General features: G+C 43.2%; 15 protein-coding genes, 1 pseudogene and 1 riboswitch. Of the genes and pseudogenes, 14 read left to right on the forward strand and 2 right to left on the reverse strand.

Annotation, left to right across the window (positions count from 1 at the left end; translation table 11 throughout):
* Positions 1-5 precede the first annotated feature (5 nt).
* Genes AC04NP_RS16175 through AC04NP_RS16190 form a run of 4 tightly spaced genes read left to right on the forward strand, consistent with a single transcriptional unit; the run spans position 6 to position 4,188 of the window.
* The gene (locus AC04NP_RS16175) at positions 6-1,967 is read left to right on the forward strand and encodes an amylo-alpha-1,6-glucosidase (RefSeq protein ID WP_482860854.1); all 1,962 of its coding nucleotides are present in this window, start codon (positions 6-8) and stop codon (positions 1,965-1,967) included.
* Positions 1,960-2,736 carry an MIP/aquaporin family protein gene (locus AC04NP_RS16180; protein ID WP_482860855.1) on the forward strand — a complete coding sequence of 259 codons (777 nt, stop codon included), beginning with the start codon at positions 1,960-1,962 and terminating at the stop codon, positions 2,734-2,736. The genes AC04NP_RS16175 and AC04NP_RS16180 overlap by 8 nt, the downstream gene beginning before the upstream one ends.
* Positions 2,737-2,744: 8 nt before the next feature.
* Positions 2,745-3,440: an SDR family NAD(P)-dependent oxidoreductase gene (locus tag AC04NP_RS16185; RefSeq protein WP_482860856.1), complete on the forward strand. Its 696-nt coding sequence runs from the start codon at positions 2,745-2,747 to the stop codon at positions 3,438-3,440.
* Complete coding sequence (locus AC04NP_RS16190; RefSeq protein WP_482860857.1) at positions 3,427-4,188, forward strand: NAD(P)H-hydrate epimerase; 762 nt, start codon at positions 3,427-3,429, stop codon at positions 4,186-4,188. The genes AC04NP_RS16185 and AC04NP_RS16190 overlap by 14 nt, the downstream gene beginning before the upstream one ends.
* 51 nt (positions 4,189-4,239) lie before the next feature.
* Here AC04NP_RS16190 and AC04NP_RS16195 read toward each other — a convergent pair whose 3' ends face one another.
* A complete protein-coding gene (locus AC04NP_RS16195) occupies positions 4,240-5,376 on the reverse strand; it encodes a glycerate kinase family protein (protein WP_482860858.1) in 1,137 nt (378 codons plus the stop codon).
* Between the two features lie 211 nt (positions 5,377-5,587).
* On the opposite strand from AC04NP_RS16195, the gene AC04NP_RS16200 reads away from it, so the two are divergent.
* The 10 genes and pseudogenes from AC04NP_RS16200 (at position 5,588) to AC04NP_RS16245 (ending at position 15,179) form a co-directional block, all read left to right on the forward strand.
* On the forward strand, positions 5,588-8,032 hold the full coding sequence (locus AC04NP_RS16200) for a TonB-dependent receptor (protein ID WP_482860859.1): 2,445 nt from the start codon (positions 5,588-5,590) through the stop codon (positions 8,030-8,032).
* Positions 8,033-8,116: 84 nt separating this feature from the next.
* Positions 8,117-8,713 (forward strand): hypothetical protein, encoded by a 597-nt coding sequence (locus AC04NP_RS16205; RefSeq protein ID WP_482860860.1) that lies wholly within the window; start codon positions 8,117-8,119, stop codon positions 8,711-8,713.
* A gap of 211 nt (positions 8,714-8,924) precedes the next feature.
* Positions 8,925-9,155: a hypothetical protein gene (locus AC04NP_RS16210; RefSeq protein ID WP_482860861.1), complete on the forward strand. Its 231-nt coding sequence runs from the start codon at positions 8,925-8,927 to the stop codon at positions 9,153-9,155.
* A 638-nt stretch (positions 9,156-9,793) separates the two neighbouring features.
* Complete coding sequence (locus AC04NP_RS16215; protein ID WP_482860863.1) at positions 9,794-10,045, forward strand: hypothetical protein; 252 nt, start codon at positions 9,794-9,796, stop codon at positions 10,043-10,045.
* A gap of 613 nt (positions 10,046-10,658) precedes the next feature.
* On the forward strand, positions 10,659-11,057 hold the full coding sequence (locus AC04NP_RS16220) for a hypothetical protein (RefSeq protein ID WP_482860864.1): 399 nt from the start codon (positions 10,659-10,661) through the stop codon (positions 11,055-11,057).
* 627 nt (positions 11,058-11,684) lie between these two features.
* A complete protein-coding gene (locus AC04NP_RS16225) occupies positions 11,685-12,320 on the forward strand; it encodes a hypothetical protein (protein WP_482860865.1) in 636 nt (211 codons plus the stop codon).
* Positions 12,321-12,400: 80 nt separating this feature from the next.
* Positions 12,401-13,042, forward strand: a pseudogene (gene pnuC, locus AC04NP_RS16230) (nicotinamide riboside transporter PnuC).
* Positions 13,003-13,548, forward strand: a complete 546-nt coding sequence (locus tag AC04NP_RS16235) for an AAA family ATPase (RefSeq protein WP_482860866.1) — start codon at positions 13,003-13,005, stop codon at positions 13,546-13,548. Before pnuC ends, AC04NP_RS16235 begins: the two are co-directional and overlap by 40 nt.
* A 22-nt stretch (positions 13,549-13,570) precedes the next feature.
* Positions 13,571-13,669, forward strand: a riboswitch (TPP riboswitch).
* A gap of 195 nt (positions 13,670-13,864) precedes the next feature.
* Positions 13,865-14,833 (forward strand): carboxypeptidase-like regulatory domain-containing protein, encoded by a 969-nt coding sequence (locus AC04NP_RS16240; protein WP_482860867.1) that lies wholly within the window; start codon positions 13,865-13,867, stop codon positions 14,831-14,833.
* 13 nt (positions 14,834-14,846) lie between these two features.
* Complete coding sequence (locus AC04NP_RS16245) at positions 14,847-15,179, forward strand: DUF6687 family protein (protein WP_482860868.1); 333 nt, start codon at positions 14,847-14,849, stop codon at positions 15,177-15,179.
* Between the two features lie 2 nt (positions 15,180-15,181).
* Here AC04NP_RS16245 and prmC read toward each other — a convergent pair whose 3' ends face one another.
* Positions 15,182-16,051, reverse strand: a complete 870-nt coding sequence (gene prmC / locus AC04NP_RS16250) for a peptide chain release factor N(5)-glutamine methyltransferase (RefSeq protein ID WP_482860869.1) — start codon at positions 16,049-16,051, stop codon at positions 15,182-15,184.
* Positions 16,052-16,145: the final 94 nt, after the last annotated feature.

Below are 16,145 nucleotides of genomic sequence, written 5' to 3' on the forward strand. Positions count from 1 at the left end.
ATAGCATGATAAAAATCAAAAAAAACGCAAACCCGGAAGCTTATATCAGAAAAGAATGGCTTTATACCAATGGGTTGGGAGGATATGCCTCCTCCACGATTATCGGAATGAACAGCCGCAAGTATCACGGCCTGCTGGTGGCTGCACTGAACCCGCCTACTGAGCGAAGAGTGCTCGTGGCTAAGGTAGAAGAAACCGTTTTGCACGGTGATAAAAGCTATTCCTTATCCACCAACCAATATCCCAACACATTTTACCCTAAGGGTTGTCAAAACCAGATCGGTTTTGACCGGAAACCTTTTCCAATGTTCCGATACAAAGTGGACAAGCTCAGCATTGAAAAAACCGTATTCATGGTACAAAACACCAATACAACCCTTGTCGAATACCAAAATACCTCCCGGGATCAGCTTAAGCTCCGGTTAAATCCTTTGTATTCGGACAGGGACTTCCATGGCCTTTTTTTTGAAAACCCCCTATATGATTTTTATGTTGAAAAAAATAGCAAGGCCCATGTCATTTATCCCAGGTACGGAGAAATACCGGTCTATTTTAAATATTCCAAAGGGGACTTTATCGATGCTAAATACTGGTTTAAAAATATTGAATACGCGATAGAGCAGTACAGGGGGATGGACTTTGCCGAAGATGCCTGCAGCACAGGTTACCTGGATGTGGAGCTCGAAGCCGGCGAAAATGTTTATTTACTTTTTACCACCGACAAGGAGTACCTTGAACACGACCCGGCGAAGTTGAAAAAGCAGGAAGAAAAATACATCCGATCTATCCGCCAAAAAGATATAAAAGATGAATTTGTCCAGGATCTCATATATGCCGGGGACCAGTTTATCGTACACAGAAAATCAACCGATAGTGCTTCGATCATTGCCGGGTATCACTGGTTTTCAGATTGGGCCCGTGATACGATGATATCCGTTCTGGGCCTGTGCATCGCCACCGACAATAAAAAGGCCGCCAGCTCAATTATTAACACTTTCATAGCTTATCTGGATAAAGGAATGATCCCCAACCGGTTTCCCGATTATGCTGATGAACCACCGGAGTATAATACCGTAGATGGAACACTGTGGTTATTTATTGCCATTTATGAATACTACCGGAAATTTGAGGAAAAGAGTTTTATAAAAAAAGCCTACCCCAGGCTGGCCGAAATTATTAAATATCACCTGGAAGGAACCAGGTATGATATACATGTACTTGAAAGCGGCCTGTTGTATGCCGGAAAGCCTGACACGCAGTTAACCTGGATGGATGCACGGATAGGTGACTATGTAGTAACCCCCCGAAATGGCTGCCCGGTAGAGGTTAACGCTTTGTGGTACAATGCGTTAATGATCTTTGATTTGCTTTCCGATGAATTGGGCAAAAAAAATACCATTACACCAAATCTGGCACAACAGGTGAAAAAATCATTCAGGAAAGAATTTCTGAATGATAAAGGTTATCTGAATGACATGATATACTGCGGGGCGGAGCCAGACACAAGCATTAGACCTAATCAGATTTATGCCGTCAGTCTTCCTTTTCCCCTCTTGAATACCAGGGAAAGCAAATCCGTGATCAATCATGTTAAAAAACATCTTTTAACCAGGTACGGGCTGAGATCACTCAGCCCCCAAAGTCGTGATTTCATCGGCACCTACCAGGGCAACCAGTGGAGCCGTGATACAGCCTATCACCAGGGAACCGTATGGCCCTTTTTGTTGGGTGAGTACTACCTCGCCCTGTTAAAAACAAATAATTATTCCAAAAAGGCCAAAGATGAGGTAGAAACACACATCTTAGGATTAAAAGATCATTTCTACAAGGACGGTTGCATCATTGGAATCTCAGAAATATTTGATGGTGACAAACCTAAGATGGGCAAGGGTTGTTCCCAACAGGCATGGTCAGTTGCCCAGCTAATCAGGGTAATTTTTACAGCAGGTTTATTTCAAAATGATTAAAGCATTCAAAAAAAACTGGCCTGTTTATTTCATAGAAGCCTGGGGCCTGGGCACTTTTATGATTTCGGCTGTTCTTTTTACCATCATCGTTGAACATCCGGATTGGCCGGTGAGGCAAAGTTTTGATGGCAGTCCCATGTTAAGAAGGCTTTTTATTGGCGTGGCAATGGGCCTCACCGCCATAGGCATTATTTATTCTCCCTGGGGAAAAAAGTCCGGTGCTCATTTAAATCCTGCGGTAACACTTTCTTTTCTGCGGTTAAAAAAAATCAGTAATCAGGATGCCTTTTTTTATATCATGTTTCAATTTATCGGTGGTTACCTGGGTGTATTGCTGTTCAAAATATTGTTGTACTCATACACTTCCAGCGCCTCGGTAAACTACGCGGTAACCATACCCGGACCGCTTGGTTGGTTCGGGGCAATGCTGCTGGAAGCACTCCTGGCCTTTACCTTGTTTATGACCATCCTGTTTGCCAGCAATAATCAAAAGTTTGCTTCTTTAACAGGAGTATTTGCCGGTATCTGGCTTGCCATTTTCATTACCTTCGAAGCGCCGTTTTCAGGTATGAGCATCAACCCGGCAAGGACCGTTGCGTCTGCCTTACCTGCCAACATCTGGACACATGTCTGGATTTACTTTGCAAGCCCTGTGGCCGGTATGTTACTGGCGGCAGAGGTATATAAAAATTTCTGCCATAAATCGTCTGCGGTGTTGAAATGCCATATGTCCGGGAACAAACACAATTGTAACACTTATAAAGATTAAATCATTTTATGATGCACAAAAATGCCATAGTATCAGGAGGGGTCGGGGCTGTCGGCACCGCCATAGTAAATAAACTAAAAAGTATTGATTATACCATCACCGCCACACTTGGACCGGGGGACAAATCTGAAAACGATGCAGAATCGAAAGTAACTTATCAACAGATAGATTTAACAAATGATGTTGAAACAAAACGGTTTGTAGAGCATTATTTATCCAGGGCAGAAACTATTGACTTACTGGTATTGACCGTTGGTGGTTTTTCAATGGGCAGTCTGGATGAGACCACCATGAACAGTATTAACAGAATGATTGATTTGAATTTTCATACTGCTTTTAATCTGGTGAAACCTGCTATCGAAAAAATGCGGGATCAGGAAACCGGTGGACAAATTATTCTTATTGGTTCGAGACCGGCCATCAACCCACAGGAAGGTAAAAATGTATTGGCCTACAGTCTTTCCAAATCCTTGCTGTTTTCCTTGGCAGAAATTCTGAACGCCCAATACCATGCGCATAACATTGACACAACGGTGATTGTACCAAGTATCGTAGATACACCAGCTAACAGAAAAGCCATGCCCGATGAAAACTTTCTCAATTGGGTAACGCCCGGAGAACTTGCCGACACAGTTGAATTTATTATCTCCGGATCCGGAAAAAAATTACGTAATACTAACTTTTACCTGTATGGAAACGCTTAAAACCAAGAAGAACACATTTCCCCTTTATAAAAAGGAAATTCCCTATTTGTCAACTGAACAAATGATTGAAGTGGATCGGTTAATGATAGAAAAATATCATATCGAGCTGATTCAAATGATGGAAAACGCCGGTAGAAACCTGGCCCTGCTCGCCAAAAAAAGATTTTTGGGGAAAAAGAAAAAAAACAAATCCGTCGTAATCCTGGCCGGCACAGGAGGCAACGGCGGCGGAGCGCTTGTTTGTGCCAGAAGATTGTTTAGCTGGGGTTTCGATATCAAAGTATTCATCACAGACCCACACAACATGACCAAAATTCCCGGTCACCAGCTCGACATCCTGAAAAACATGGAGGTGCCTGTTGAACCCGTCGAAAAGCTGGATACTATCACCAACCCGGGACTTGTTATCGATGGCATTATCGGGTATAGCCTTAACGGAGACCCCCGGGGAACCGCTAAAACCATGATAGAATGGTGCCTGCAGCAAAATAGCCCTGTCCTTTCCCTTGACACCCCATCCGGAATAGACCTTACAGGAGGTAGAATCTATGAACCAGCCATCAAAGCCACCGCTACACTAACCCTGGCCCTGCCTAAACAAGGGCTGGTCGCAGGCAACGTCAGATCACAACGGGGAGAATTGTATTTAGGGGATATTAGTGTACCGCCGTCTTTGTATGCTGAACCCACGCTCGGCTTGTATGTGAAACCGATTTTTAAAAGGAGCGATATCGTTAAACTGGATTAAACGTTGAAATTGAAAGTTTTACAGACCTTCCACCCTTTCAATTACCTGTCTTTAAAGTGAATGTGGGCATAAATTTCTTATCAATTCTTCGCTCCTTGCCACCAGCAAATTACGGGCGTTTTGTAAGGCATAGCCAAGGGGCATATCGTCTTTTTTGAGGGTTAACAGTTTTGATATGCCCAGTTTTATAAGATCTTTATCAGTAAGGCTGTCATCTTTGATGCCACAGATGACGCCAAATGGTCGATGATATTTGACTGCGAGGCTTCCAACACCGGCCACTACTTTTCCTTCCAGGGTTTGACGGTCGAACTTTCCTTCGCCGCTGATTATTAAATCAGCCTCTTTGACCAGATTTTCCAGTCCAACAATATCCATGACTGTTTGAATACCGCTTTTCCTCCTGGCATTCAGGAAGGCCATGGCCCCTGCGCCCAATCCACCCGCAGCGCCGCTTCCTTTTACGCTGGCAATGTCCCTGCCCAGTTTTTTATGCATCAGCTTACCAAATTTCATCAAGCCATCATCCAATAGCTTGATGGCCTCCTCATTGGCCCCTTTCTGGGCCGCATAAACCCAGGCAGCACCTCGAGGCCCAAATAACCGGTTTTCCACATCACATACCACATAAAAGGAAATTTCCTGCCAGTCAATCCCCGGCTGTTGCAGATAAAAATCCTCAATCAATACCAGGTTTTCACCAATTGGCTCGACCGGTTCACCCTGTTCATCCAAAAAGGAGTAACCCAACGCAGAAGCCATGCCAATGCCCGCATCATTGGTGGCGCTGCCTCCTATAAAGAGATAAATTTCCGTTGCACCGTTTTGGATGGCATCTTTAATCAACTGACCCGTTCCCAAAGTGGTGGTGTAAAGGCAATTTCGCTCTGCGGAAGTCAGCAATTCCAGTCCCGAAGCCGCCGCCATCTCTATAAATGCAGTATTTTCTCTCATTAAATATTCAGCCATGACCGGTCGAAATAAAGGGTCGGCTACTGTGACAACCATTTTTTGTAAAGCCATGTTTGAAGCCAATACCGATAACGTTCCTTCTCCTCCGTCGGCAAGCGGTACCGGCCGTACCTGAAATTTGCTGTTGAACTTTTTTACCCCTGCCTCAATCGCTTCGCAAACCTCGGATGCTGTCAAAGAGCCTTTAAACTTGTCCGGAGCAACTAAAATATTCATATATTCAATATTGATAATCGTATGATTTTGGGCCGGAATTCTTTTGGATACCTCAAAGCGCACTCAACGCAGAGCTACGTAAACCTGCAAATCCGGGCCGTTGAAAAATACACAGAAAAAATTAAAAGCAAAAGGAACTAAATTTTCGCAACTCTGTTGCAAAAGATATATATTTGTATTTGCAAAAAACAATGCTTTAATAAAGCCTAAGTTGAAGCCTTTAATTAAAACCCTGAGTAAAACGCTTCCCGGAATAGCTTTTTTTTTGGTATCGGTTTCGGATGCTATTGCCCAAAAACCTGATTCCTGCAATTACGAGGTAAGTGGAGTAATCTATGATTTAAGTACTAATCAGCCATTATCATTTGCATCCATACAAATAAAGGACACCAACGTGGGTACGGTGGCAGATGAAAACGGCAGGTTCATCATTACAGGTTTATGCGAAAAAGAATTTGACATCGTCTTTTCGCATGTGGGCTTCAAACGTTTAACACATCATCATGACCCGCATCATGAGCTGAGCCAGGTATTTCTGGCCCCGGAGGATGTCGCGCTGGAGAGTGTGATTATAGAGGGAGAAGCGCTGGAAGGAGATTTAAATTCAAATACGGTCACAAAACTATCGACACAAGTATTTGAAAATAACCAAACTGAAAGCCTGGGCGATCTGGCTGCCAGAATAACCGGTGTATCTGTTTTAAAAACCGGGCAAAACATTGTAAAACCCATCATTCATGGATTGCACAGCAATCGCGTACTAATCGTCAATAATGGTATAAGGCACGAATTTCAAAACTGGGGGCAGGAGCATGCACCGGAAATCGACCCATCCCTGGCAGAGCATATCAGCATCATTAAGGGCGCCGCTACCGTACGGTTTGGACCCGATGCACTGGGAGGGGTGTTGCTGATCAATCCTCCCGAAATGGAAATGGTCAGCCCGTTGAGCGGAGCGCTTAATTTGGTCGGTAAAAGTAACGGACGCTCAGGAGAGGGGAGCTTCAGGTTACAGAAGGGATATGATAAACTCGCCTTCCTCGCCAGCGGTTCTTTCATCAGGCAAGGTGATTTAAAGGCGCCTGGCTACCAACTAACCAATACCGGCAAGCTGGAAAAAAGCCTGGCACTCGGCGCTAAATATCACAGCAGCCATTTTGATTTAACAGGCTTTTACAGCCACTTTGATCAGGAACTGGGTATTTTGAGCGGTTCCTTCACTGGCAACCTAAATGACCTCGCCCGGGCCATCGAATCGGAAATTCCCCAGAATACCGGCGATTTTTCTTATGATATCGACTCACCAAAACAAAGGGTTATTCACGATCTTTTTAAACTGAGTGGTGAATGGCACAAAGAAAACCAGTCATTTCTGATCCAATATGGCTTTCAAGTCAATCAACGGCAGGAGTTCGACGTCAGAAGGGGTACCAATAATGACCGGCCGGCCATTGATCTGGAATTATTCTCCCATAGTCTCGATGTCGAATGGGACCACCCGGCATGGAATCTCTGGCAAGGCGTCATCGGTGTCCAGTGGGTATACCAGGACAATAACAATTTACCCGGAACCAACACGATTCCGTTCATTCCCAATTACAACAACACCCGGTTCGGTGTGTTTTTAATCGAATCCAGAACTTTCAACAAAAATACCGTTGAACTGGGTCTGCGTTATGATTTTCAAGGAATTTCTGTCCGTGGAAGGGCTGCCGACAACGACTTGTTTTCCAATGACCTTTCCTACCAAAATTTATCAGCTACCATTGGCTTCAAAAAAGATGTCAAAGAGGGGCATGTATTCAGAACCAACATGGGCACCGCCTGGAGGCCCCCTAACGTGTCTGAGTTGTACAGTTTTGGCAGGCATCAGTCAACTTTTGAATATGGGCTATGGCGCTACGAAATCAATGAGAACAATGAAGTGACTGCCAACAGGATTCTCACCGAACAGGATCGCGAGGTACCGTCTGAAGTGGGGATCAAATGGGTGAGCAGCTATGAAATAAGCCAGCAAAATTGGCAAGCAGATGTGACTGGTTACATAAACCTGATCCATAACTTTATCTATACCAAACCTGCGGGAATTACCCAAAATATAAGAGGGGCCTTCCCATTTTTTATCTATGATCAGACCGACGCCCTGCTGATTGGTGTGGATTTTAGCGGAAGTTACCGGCACAACGAAAAGTTTAATTCTACGTTCAATGCCGGCATTCTGTGGGCCAGAGATGTTGGTAACGACGAAAGCTTTGTTGGGCTTCCTCCGATTAACCTGGGTTATTTGTTGAACTATTCTCCCGGCAGTTTCGGGCTATTGCTCAACAACCGTCTTGAACTGGACCTGGGCTATACATTCGAGCAATTTCAGGCTCCCCGGGTTATCAGTGTCAACCAATTGCTGGAAGCCAAAGAAAGTGATATTGATTTATTTGAAAGCAATGACGAAGTTTTTGATTTTTTAGCACCACCTGATGGGTACTTTTTAATGGATGTCTCCTGGGGGTTTCAGATTAAAAATGTGCCGGACCTGTATGGCTCACTGCAAATAAAAAATGTGCTGGATCAATCCTTCAGGAACTACACCGATCGCCTGAGATATTTTGCCGATGACCTGGGAAGAAATTTTATAGTTTCTTTCAAATACAAATTTTAAGAATTTTTCAGATAATATTTGCAACGCAGTTGCGTATATTATAATATTGTAACAAATTGCAAATAAATTAACTTGACTGAACCAATGAAAAAGCTAAATTACCTATCCCTCCTGGCCGGATTTCTTCTGTTCTGCTTAACGATCGCCGGGTGCGATGATGACGACGAACCACCTGTGGAAAACCCTGAAGAAGTTATTACCGATGTTACCCTCACTTTTACACCTGTGGGTGGCGCAGCGCCTATAACGGCCACCGCCTCTGACCCTGATGGCGAAGGTCCGCAGGATCTCGCGCCTGACGGAGCTATCACTTTAGATGCAAACACCGAATACACCATGACGATTGAACTCAGAAATGAAATTGAAGATGAAGATGTTACCGAGGAAATCGAAGATGAGGATGACGAACATATGTTTTTCTTCAGTTTTATGGATCCGCTGTTTGACAGTCCGGAAGGTGATGGTAACTATGATAACCGGTCAGACCCCCTCAACTACAACGATAAAGACGAAAATGATAACCCTGTAGGATTATCCACTTCCTGGACTACCGCCGGAGCGGGCTCCGGAACTTTCCGTGTGGTTTTAAAGCACCAGCCGGACAATCTAAAGACGGATACATCCGGATCTGATGTGGGTGCATCCGAGGTCGATGTGGTCTGGGATCTTACGATCCGGTAAAAACCCTGAAAGTGTTCCGGTTAAAGAAAAACCGAACCGCCCTCGGGCGGTTTTTTATTTTAAAACCTTGTATATCTATCCGGAGGTCGATTAATTGAAGTAGATCCTAACCATCTGATCCATTTCAAAAGAATATACCCTCACAAAAGCTACTACGTATGATCTGTTATCCATCCTTTTAGTTGTTTTGTTGTAAAACGATGGCTCCAAGGTGCAACAAATTTTTTTTATCCGGTATACCACATTTCCCGCTTTCATTTCCAAAGTAAGAAATGCCGAAAAATTACAAATCCAGGGACATGAGGAGTGGGGATCCAAGCTATCATGTATGACAATACAAGCTGATACCGGGTGGCAATTTCTTATCGACTATCAAAAATATTACACCCGTTTTCTTCCTGGAAGCACAGGTATTTTCAGGCTTGTGCAACTGTTTACTTAACTAACACCAGGTAAAGTTTTAAATACTTTTGTAAATACTACTTCCATTTTTGCCTGTCAAAACCGGGGTAGTGTTGTGAAACTTACACACTTGCCAATATGGAGCACCATGACATTTATACCTGAATTTTAAAGGAAACCACCCTTAAATCAGCGCCCTTCTTACGCCTTGGACCGGTAAGACCAAGGGCGTTAAAGTCATAGTATGACTTCAAGTCATGCCATGATTACCAGACTATGACCGGCTACCTATAGGTAGCTGACCGGAAGCTGCCATTCTTTGAAAGGGCTGTCTTAAAATCGAATATAGATGAATCTTAGCATACCTGAAGCCACGCTATGACCTACCGGCCCCAGGTTTTTGTTATGGGAATTACTTTCCCATTTTGAAACAAATTATCGACCCCTGAAATCCCAAAAACGTCTCATAAAGGCCAAAAAACTGCATTTTTTCAGTTGGCACCTGTTTTGGGGTACCGGAATCAAAAGAAAAAAATGAAAATGCTCATACCATTCAACACAAGTTTTAAGGCATCTCCGGACATCTGGTACTTATTTTACCTCATCCAAATTTTACCGGATTACCTGTGCGGAAATATGAGTCAATGACAATCACCCGGATATAAATATCGACAGACCATGGATTTTAGAACATTTAATAATTTATCAGATAAGGGCAAATGCTTTCACATTAAAAACAACGGCACCTACCTTGCTACCAGAAAAGAATCAGGATGCTGGATAAACCTTTATTCCATTAGTGGTTTCTTCGCAGAGGTCTGGTTCCAACTGACTGACAATAAAATTGTTTTCGTCAGTACTTTTCAGGGTGTCATAGGCATAGAAAAATACCTTGAAAAAATCGATATCAGTGATCTTATCAATGCTTAACCCCGATTTGCAGCGCTTCAAATCCATTATGCAGAATTTGAAAAAACCATAGAACAAATTCTCCGGAAAGCTTCCAACCCAACAGCGAATCATCTTTAAACGCAACAGGACTGATGGTCTCAAAAGCGTCAGGTTATCCACCAATGTCGAGGAGGCCCTTGAACAAATCTACAGGGAAGAATACATCTGCTTTTATTATCAGGTATATGATGGCTGGCTTAACTATCGGGTGGGTGAGACAACCGGTCTTGTTTAACATTTTAACACATCTTTTGGATAGCCCCGGGAGGCTCGATTACATCCTGGTTAAATGAAAACAGGGTTCCTGAGACAGTCGGCCATCCGGTTCAGGTCAAAAGCTGCTTCTCAGGTAATATGCTTAGAATCATCAGTGGTCATTTGCCGGCAGTGGGGGTTTTCAAGAAATAGGATGGATCAATGACCGTATTTGATAACCAATTTGATACTTTTTTCCCAATTTGAGAAGGAAAATGCCCTGTTTAACTCCTAAAATGCTTTGTTTAACCAGTTTTTCAAAGTTCCACTAAAACTGGCATGGGCTTTGGTTCAGTACAAGTACAAAACAGAAGTCATTAACATTAACACTCATAAAATGAAAACTAAAGTCGAATTAGAAAAGGAACTCGAAAATATCGATTTCAGGTATAAGTCACTCATAGATATTCCCAACAGAAGGGAAATGACCCCTGCCGAAGAAGAAGAGTTGGAGCTGTTGGAAATCAGAAGAAATGACCTGAAAGAAATTCTGAAGCAGAAAATAGCCAAACGAAGATTCAAATTTGCTTCCATCGGCAAAACTATCACATTGCTGGCAGCCATCATGTTTATGCTGCTAACCGTTTATTCTACTGCCTCAGCTTATCAGTTCTTGCAGTCCGATACTTCTGTTGAGAAGCAGGTAATGATGGGAATAACCACTATTCTTACCTTCTGTTTAACCATAGGTGCCACCTATGCTTACTCAAGGCAGTATAAATTAGAATGGAAATAAGACCATAAAAACAATATAATCACAGCTCGTATCTTAAATCAAAAGTAAAAGCACCTTAGCGGGTGCTTTTTCTATTTCAGGGTTCCTGAAAATCTTTCAATCAGCCCTTTAAGTAATTTTTGACAGCCAACTTAAATTTTCACCCCCTGAACTTTCATTTTTTCCCTAAAAAAGTGCAGAACCCATTGCGTTGAATCCATTCCTGTATTTTCCCAAAAAGGGAATTATTTCTCAAATTAAAAAATTGTCTCATCCTGAACCTTCATTCCCGAAATGGGAGTCAATGTTATCTCAAATCGCCCAAAACAGCGATTTTTTGTAGAAAACCACTTCTGGCACTGGCTTTGAATAGCATATAACAAACAGATAATTGAAACATGTCAGAAACAATAGAGATGATTTTGTTGATTTTTAGTGCCACGATGTTAGGCATGTTTTGCAAGGATATCTTAGCCTATCTTAAAAAAAAGCTTTCATGACTAACATACAATATGTAACACGCATTTTCGAATCAGTTGCCAGGGAAATTTGCTGTTTTTTTGCTCTCTGAAAATTTTTGTCCGGTAGCGGGGTGCAAAGACTTTACGCAGGTTTTAACGTCACTGGAAATACCGGATTTGTTAACTGATGAGAATTACAAGCTGCATTTTCTTACTATACCTTTTTGTGTATGGCCGGGCTACTGCCCAGTCCTGGATCGACCAGATGCCGGCGATTTTACAGGAAGATAAAGCAAATATGATCGTCAGCAGCTATTTTGCCGACAAAAAACTTTTCGATCAGGTTAACCATATGCGCCGGCAGAAATTTCAACTAGAGCCTCTTCCTTTTGATACTACCGGCCAATATACCAAGTCTAAAAAGGAGCTAAACCGGTCTTTACAATTTATCTCCCAGAACATAAACATGATCCCTATCAGGCATAACAGCCAGGCCCTGAGAAAGGTGCTGAATTTCGAAGACAGCGGCCAGATGCTGGTGTCTGTGAATGAGATTAACGACGCCTTGGTGGAAAGGATTTTCGAAAGAAACATCAACAACACCCTGGATAATTGGCTTGGTGATCAAAGTAAATATTCCATTTTACGCTTAAAAGGGTTGAGCGCTGTGGCTGCTATGAAACTATTCATCACCTTTGAAAAAGAAGATAATGCCGTCAGGGTAATCTGGAAATATGCAAGTAGCTATACACTCAACAAATTACCGGAAAACATGGTAAGGACAGGCAGCCAAAGCCGGATAAGCCCTTTAAGGAAACCCTGATCAGGATAACCCATTTTATATTAGCCGGTTTTTATTATTTGGATATCCTTGCAGCATACCACACAACCTAATAGCTGCCAATGTCAGATTTCATCGAACAGATTGCAGATACCGCCTCCTCATTGGATGTTTGGGGGATATTAGGACTGATTTTCGGCCTTTTGGCTGTTTGGTTTTTGATCAAAGAAAATATTTGGACCTGGCCAAGTGGTATTGCCTACGTGTTGGTTTCATTGGTGGTCTTTTGGAAGGCCAGGCTTTTCGGGGACCTGTTGTTACATATTTTATATTTGATATTAAACGGCTACGGATGGTACTATTGACGCTATGGAAAAAATGAGGATGACGATGAGGAACTTGCTGTGTCAACCAGTTCTCCCAAAGAAATGCTCCTCATATTGATACCTATGCTGGTTGGGGTTTATATTTTTGGCTATTTATTGGAACATTTACCGGATTACATCTCCGGTTTGCCGCCGGCAGCCCTGCCCTATTGGGATTCCGTCACTTCAATACTAAGCGTCACGGGAATGTGGTTAACCGCCAAAAAGAAAATAGAGAGCTGGTATTACTGGTTGGTAGTAGATATCCTCGCAACGGGCATTTATTTTTACAAGGCATTGTATTTTTATGCCGTTTTGTACATGGTTTACATAGTATTGGCTGTGTTAGGATATTTATCATGGAAAAAGTCACTGGAAACACAACAGCAGGCAGCCTGATCAAAGTAGCCATTGTAGGCCCCGAGTCTACGGGTAAAACCACGCTGGCCCAAAAGTTGGCGGCACATTTCGACACACATTGGGTGCCGGAATATGCCCGTGAATACCTCGACCGTACCGCTGGAAAGTATGAGCCATCCGATTTGCTGGAAATTGCAAAGGGGCAAACCACACTGGAAGACCGGCTGGCCGGTAAAAGTAAAAACCTGTTATTTTGCGATACCAATCTCCTGGTGATCAAAATCTGGAGTGAGCACAAGTATAAGGATTGTCATCCCTGGATATTAAACGAGATGGACTCCCGGAAATATCACCTGCATATGTTATGTGATGTTGATTTACCATGGACCGCAGATCCCCTTCGGGAACACCCAGATTTGAGAGATTACTTTTTCGAACAGTACAAAAACGAACTTACCGACCTGAAAATCCCATTTCAGGTCATAAACGGAAATGGTACCGAGCGTTTTAGTAAGGCGGTCAATGCCGTGAACAATTTGCGATAAAAAATAAATTTTCTACATTTGCCCTGATGTACAGGGGTGCCTGATTGTAACAACGGCTGAGATTATACCCTATAACCTGATCCGGGTAATGCTGGCGAAGGTAAGTATGTTTTTCGCAAACCGTACGCATGGTATTCATTCCTGTCAAAATTTAATGGTTTTTTAAGGGGTGCCAACCACGGCTGAGATTATACCCAATCATTCTCCGGTCAAAACGGGGAATCACCTGATCCGGATAATGCCGGCGTAGGGAAAGGTAAACTGCTCTAACAGGTTGTTCTGCCTTAAAGTATGTTTCACTCAATTAAAAAACTACATGAAAAAGTTTGTTTTATCAGTAATTTTGGGCCTGGGATGGCAGATAATTTCTTGTGCCCAATTTAACATTACCGGTCAGATACTCGACGACCGGGGGCAGGGGCTTTCCGGAGCCAATATTTGGCTTGAAGCCACTAATAAAGCGGCTGTTTCCAAGGCAGAAGGGGATTTTCAAATTACCGGAGTAAGGCCGGGAAACTACCAGCTAAATGTTTCTTTCGTAGGGTACAACACCTATCAGCAGCCTGTTTCGCTGAATCGGGATGTATCTTTGGAGATCCGTCTGAAGCCTCAGGTGGTCCTTACCGACGAGGTAATTGTGACCGCCACACGTGCTTCGGACAAAACGCCTGTTACTTTTACCAATGTGGATAAAGAAGATATCCAAAAACAGAACCTCGGACAGGATATTCCCTTCCTGCTCAATCACACCCCTTCCGTGGTTGTCACCTCCGATGCAGGTGCGGGAATCGGGTATACCGGCATAAGGATCAGAGGAAGCGATCCGACACGAATCAATGTGACTATCAATGGCATTCCCTACAACGATGCGGAGTCACAAGGCACCTTCTGGGTAAACCTTCCCGATTTTGCCTCCTCTGTGGATAATATTCAGATTCAACGGGGAGTAGGCACTTCCACTAATGGTTCAGGCGCTTTCGGAGCTTCGCTCAATGTGCAAACCACGACTTACAACCCCGATTCTTATGGTGCCATAGACAATTCTTTCGGGTCGTTTAATACCCGTAAGCATACGGTGATGGCAGGCACCGGACTGATCAATAACCGCTTTACCTTTGATGCGAGACTCTCAAGAATAAGCTCCGACGGCTTCATCGACAGGGCCTCTTCCGATCTGAAGTCCTACTTCCTCACAGGCGGGCACCAATTTTTTGATGGCTTTATCTTTAAAATTTTAGTTCGCAAGAGAAACGGGGTTATGGATAACCCTGTTTCTTACTTATAATCACATGCCAAACATGAAACAATTCCTTCCTTTTGCAGTATCAACCAGCTATGACGAGGTCCTGGCCATAGATTGCTTCGCTAAAAATGCTTTCAACCTTTCGCACTGGCGGGGAGCTCCCAAAGTGACAGACATTCATGACGACACCAGCGCCCAGATAACTATGCATGCTATTGAAAAAAACCTCCCTCAGACGCAATACAAGTACGTTACTTGTAACCACTTCGATATAGATGGATTCCTGGGGGTCTGGTTCGTTTTTAATCCTGTTACAGCCCTGCAAAACAACGCCTTAATCAAGGAAATGTCGGTTGTTAATGAAAAGCTCAAGGCTGTATTTGCCTGAAGTCACCTTTTAACACCTTTTACAATACGGTCTTTCGATTGTAGATCTTTCAATACCTGAATCTGCACAAAGCCTTCACTTTCCAGCACATTCATAACCTCACGGCCAAAAGCTTCATTGATCTCCAGGTAGATTCTACCCCCTGTCCTAAGTGCTTGAAATCCTTTTTTAGCTATTGCAAAATAAAAAACCAGCGGATCGCGATCGCTTACAAACAGGGCTGAATGGGGTTCATAATCAAGTACATTTTTCATCATCAGGGCTTTCTCACATTCGCGTACGTAAGGCGGGTTACTCACAATGATGTCACAGGAAAAAGCCGGTAAGTCGTCAAGCAAAATATCGGATTTATCCCAATGAATGCCTGCGTGGTACCTGGCTGCATTGCTCTTTGCGCAATAAAGTGCATCCTCGGAAACATCCATGCCTGTGACAGAGGCATCTTTCAATGCTATTTTCAAACTAACCGCTATACAACCACTGCCAGTACCTATATCGAGGATATAGGGTTTCCCACCCTGATTTTCTTTGATAATCCTGTCAACCAGCAATTCCGTTTCCTGTCTGGGAATCAGCACATTGGAATTAACATGAAATTTTCTTCCATAAAAATCTGCTTCTTCGAAGATGTATTGAATCGGCTCATTATCCTTAAGCCGCCGGATAACCCCCTTGATGTTATCCCGTTCGGCAGGGGAAATTTCCCGGGACTCATTCATCGCCAGCCCCATGCTGTCAATATCAAAATAATGGTCCATAATCATGTATGAAAAGCTGTCGCGTTCATTAACGTCTGCTACAAAGCTCAGACTTTGTATTATCCACTGACGCAAAGCCCTGGGATACATATGAATGTGCTGTGTTTTATCCATCGCGCTGAATTCAAAATTAATGGAATTCCTGATTTATTCTTAATTTTGTCGCCGTAAAGCTTAAAATCAAGGGTTGAACAGGTTTATCGGGAAA

The organism is Agaribacillus sp. DX54 (assembly GCF_056858335.1).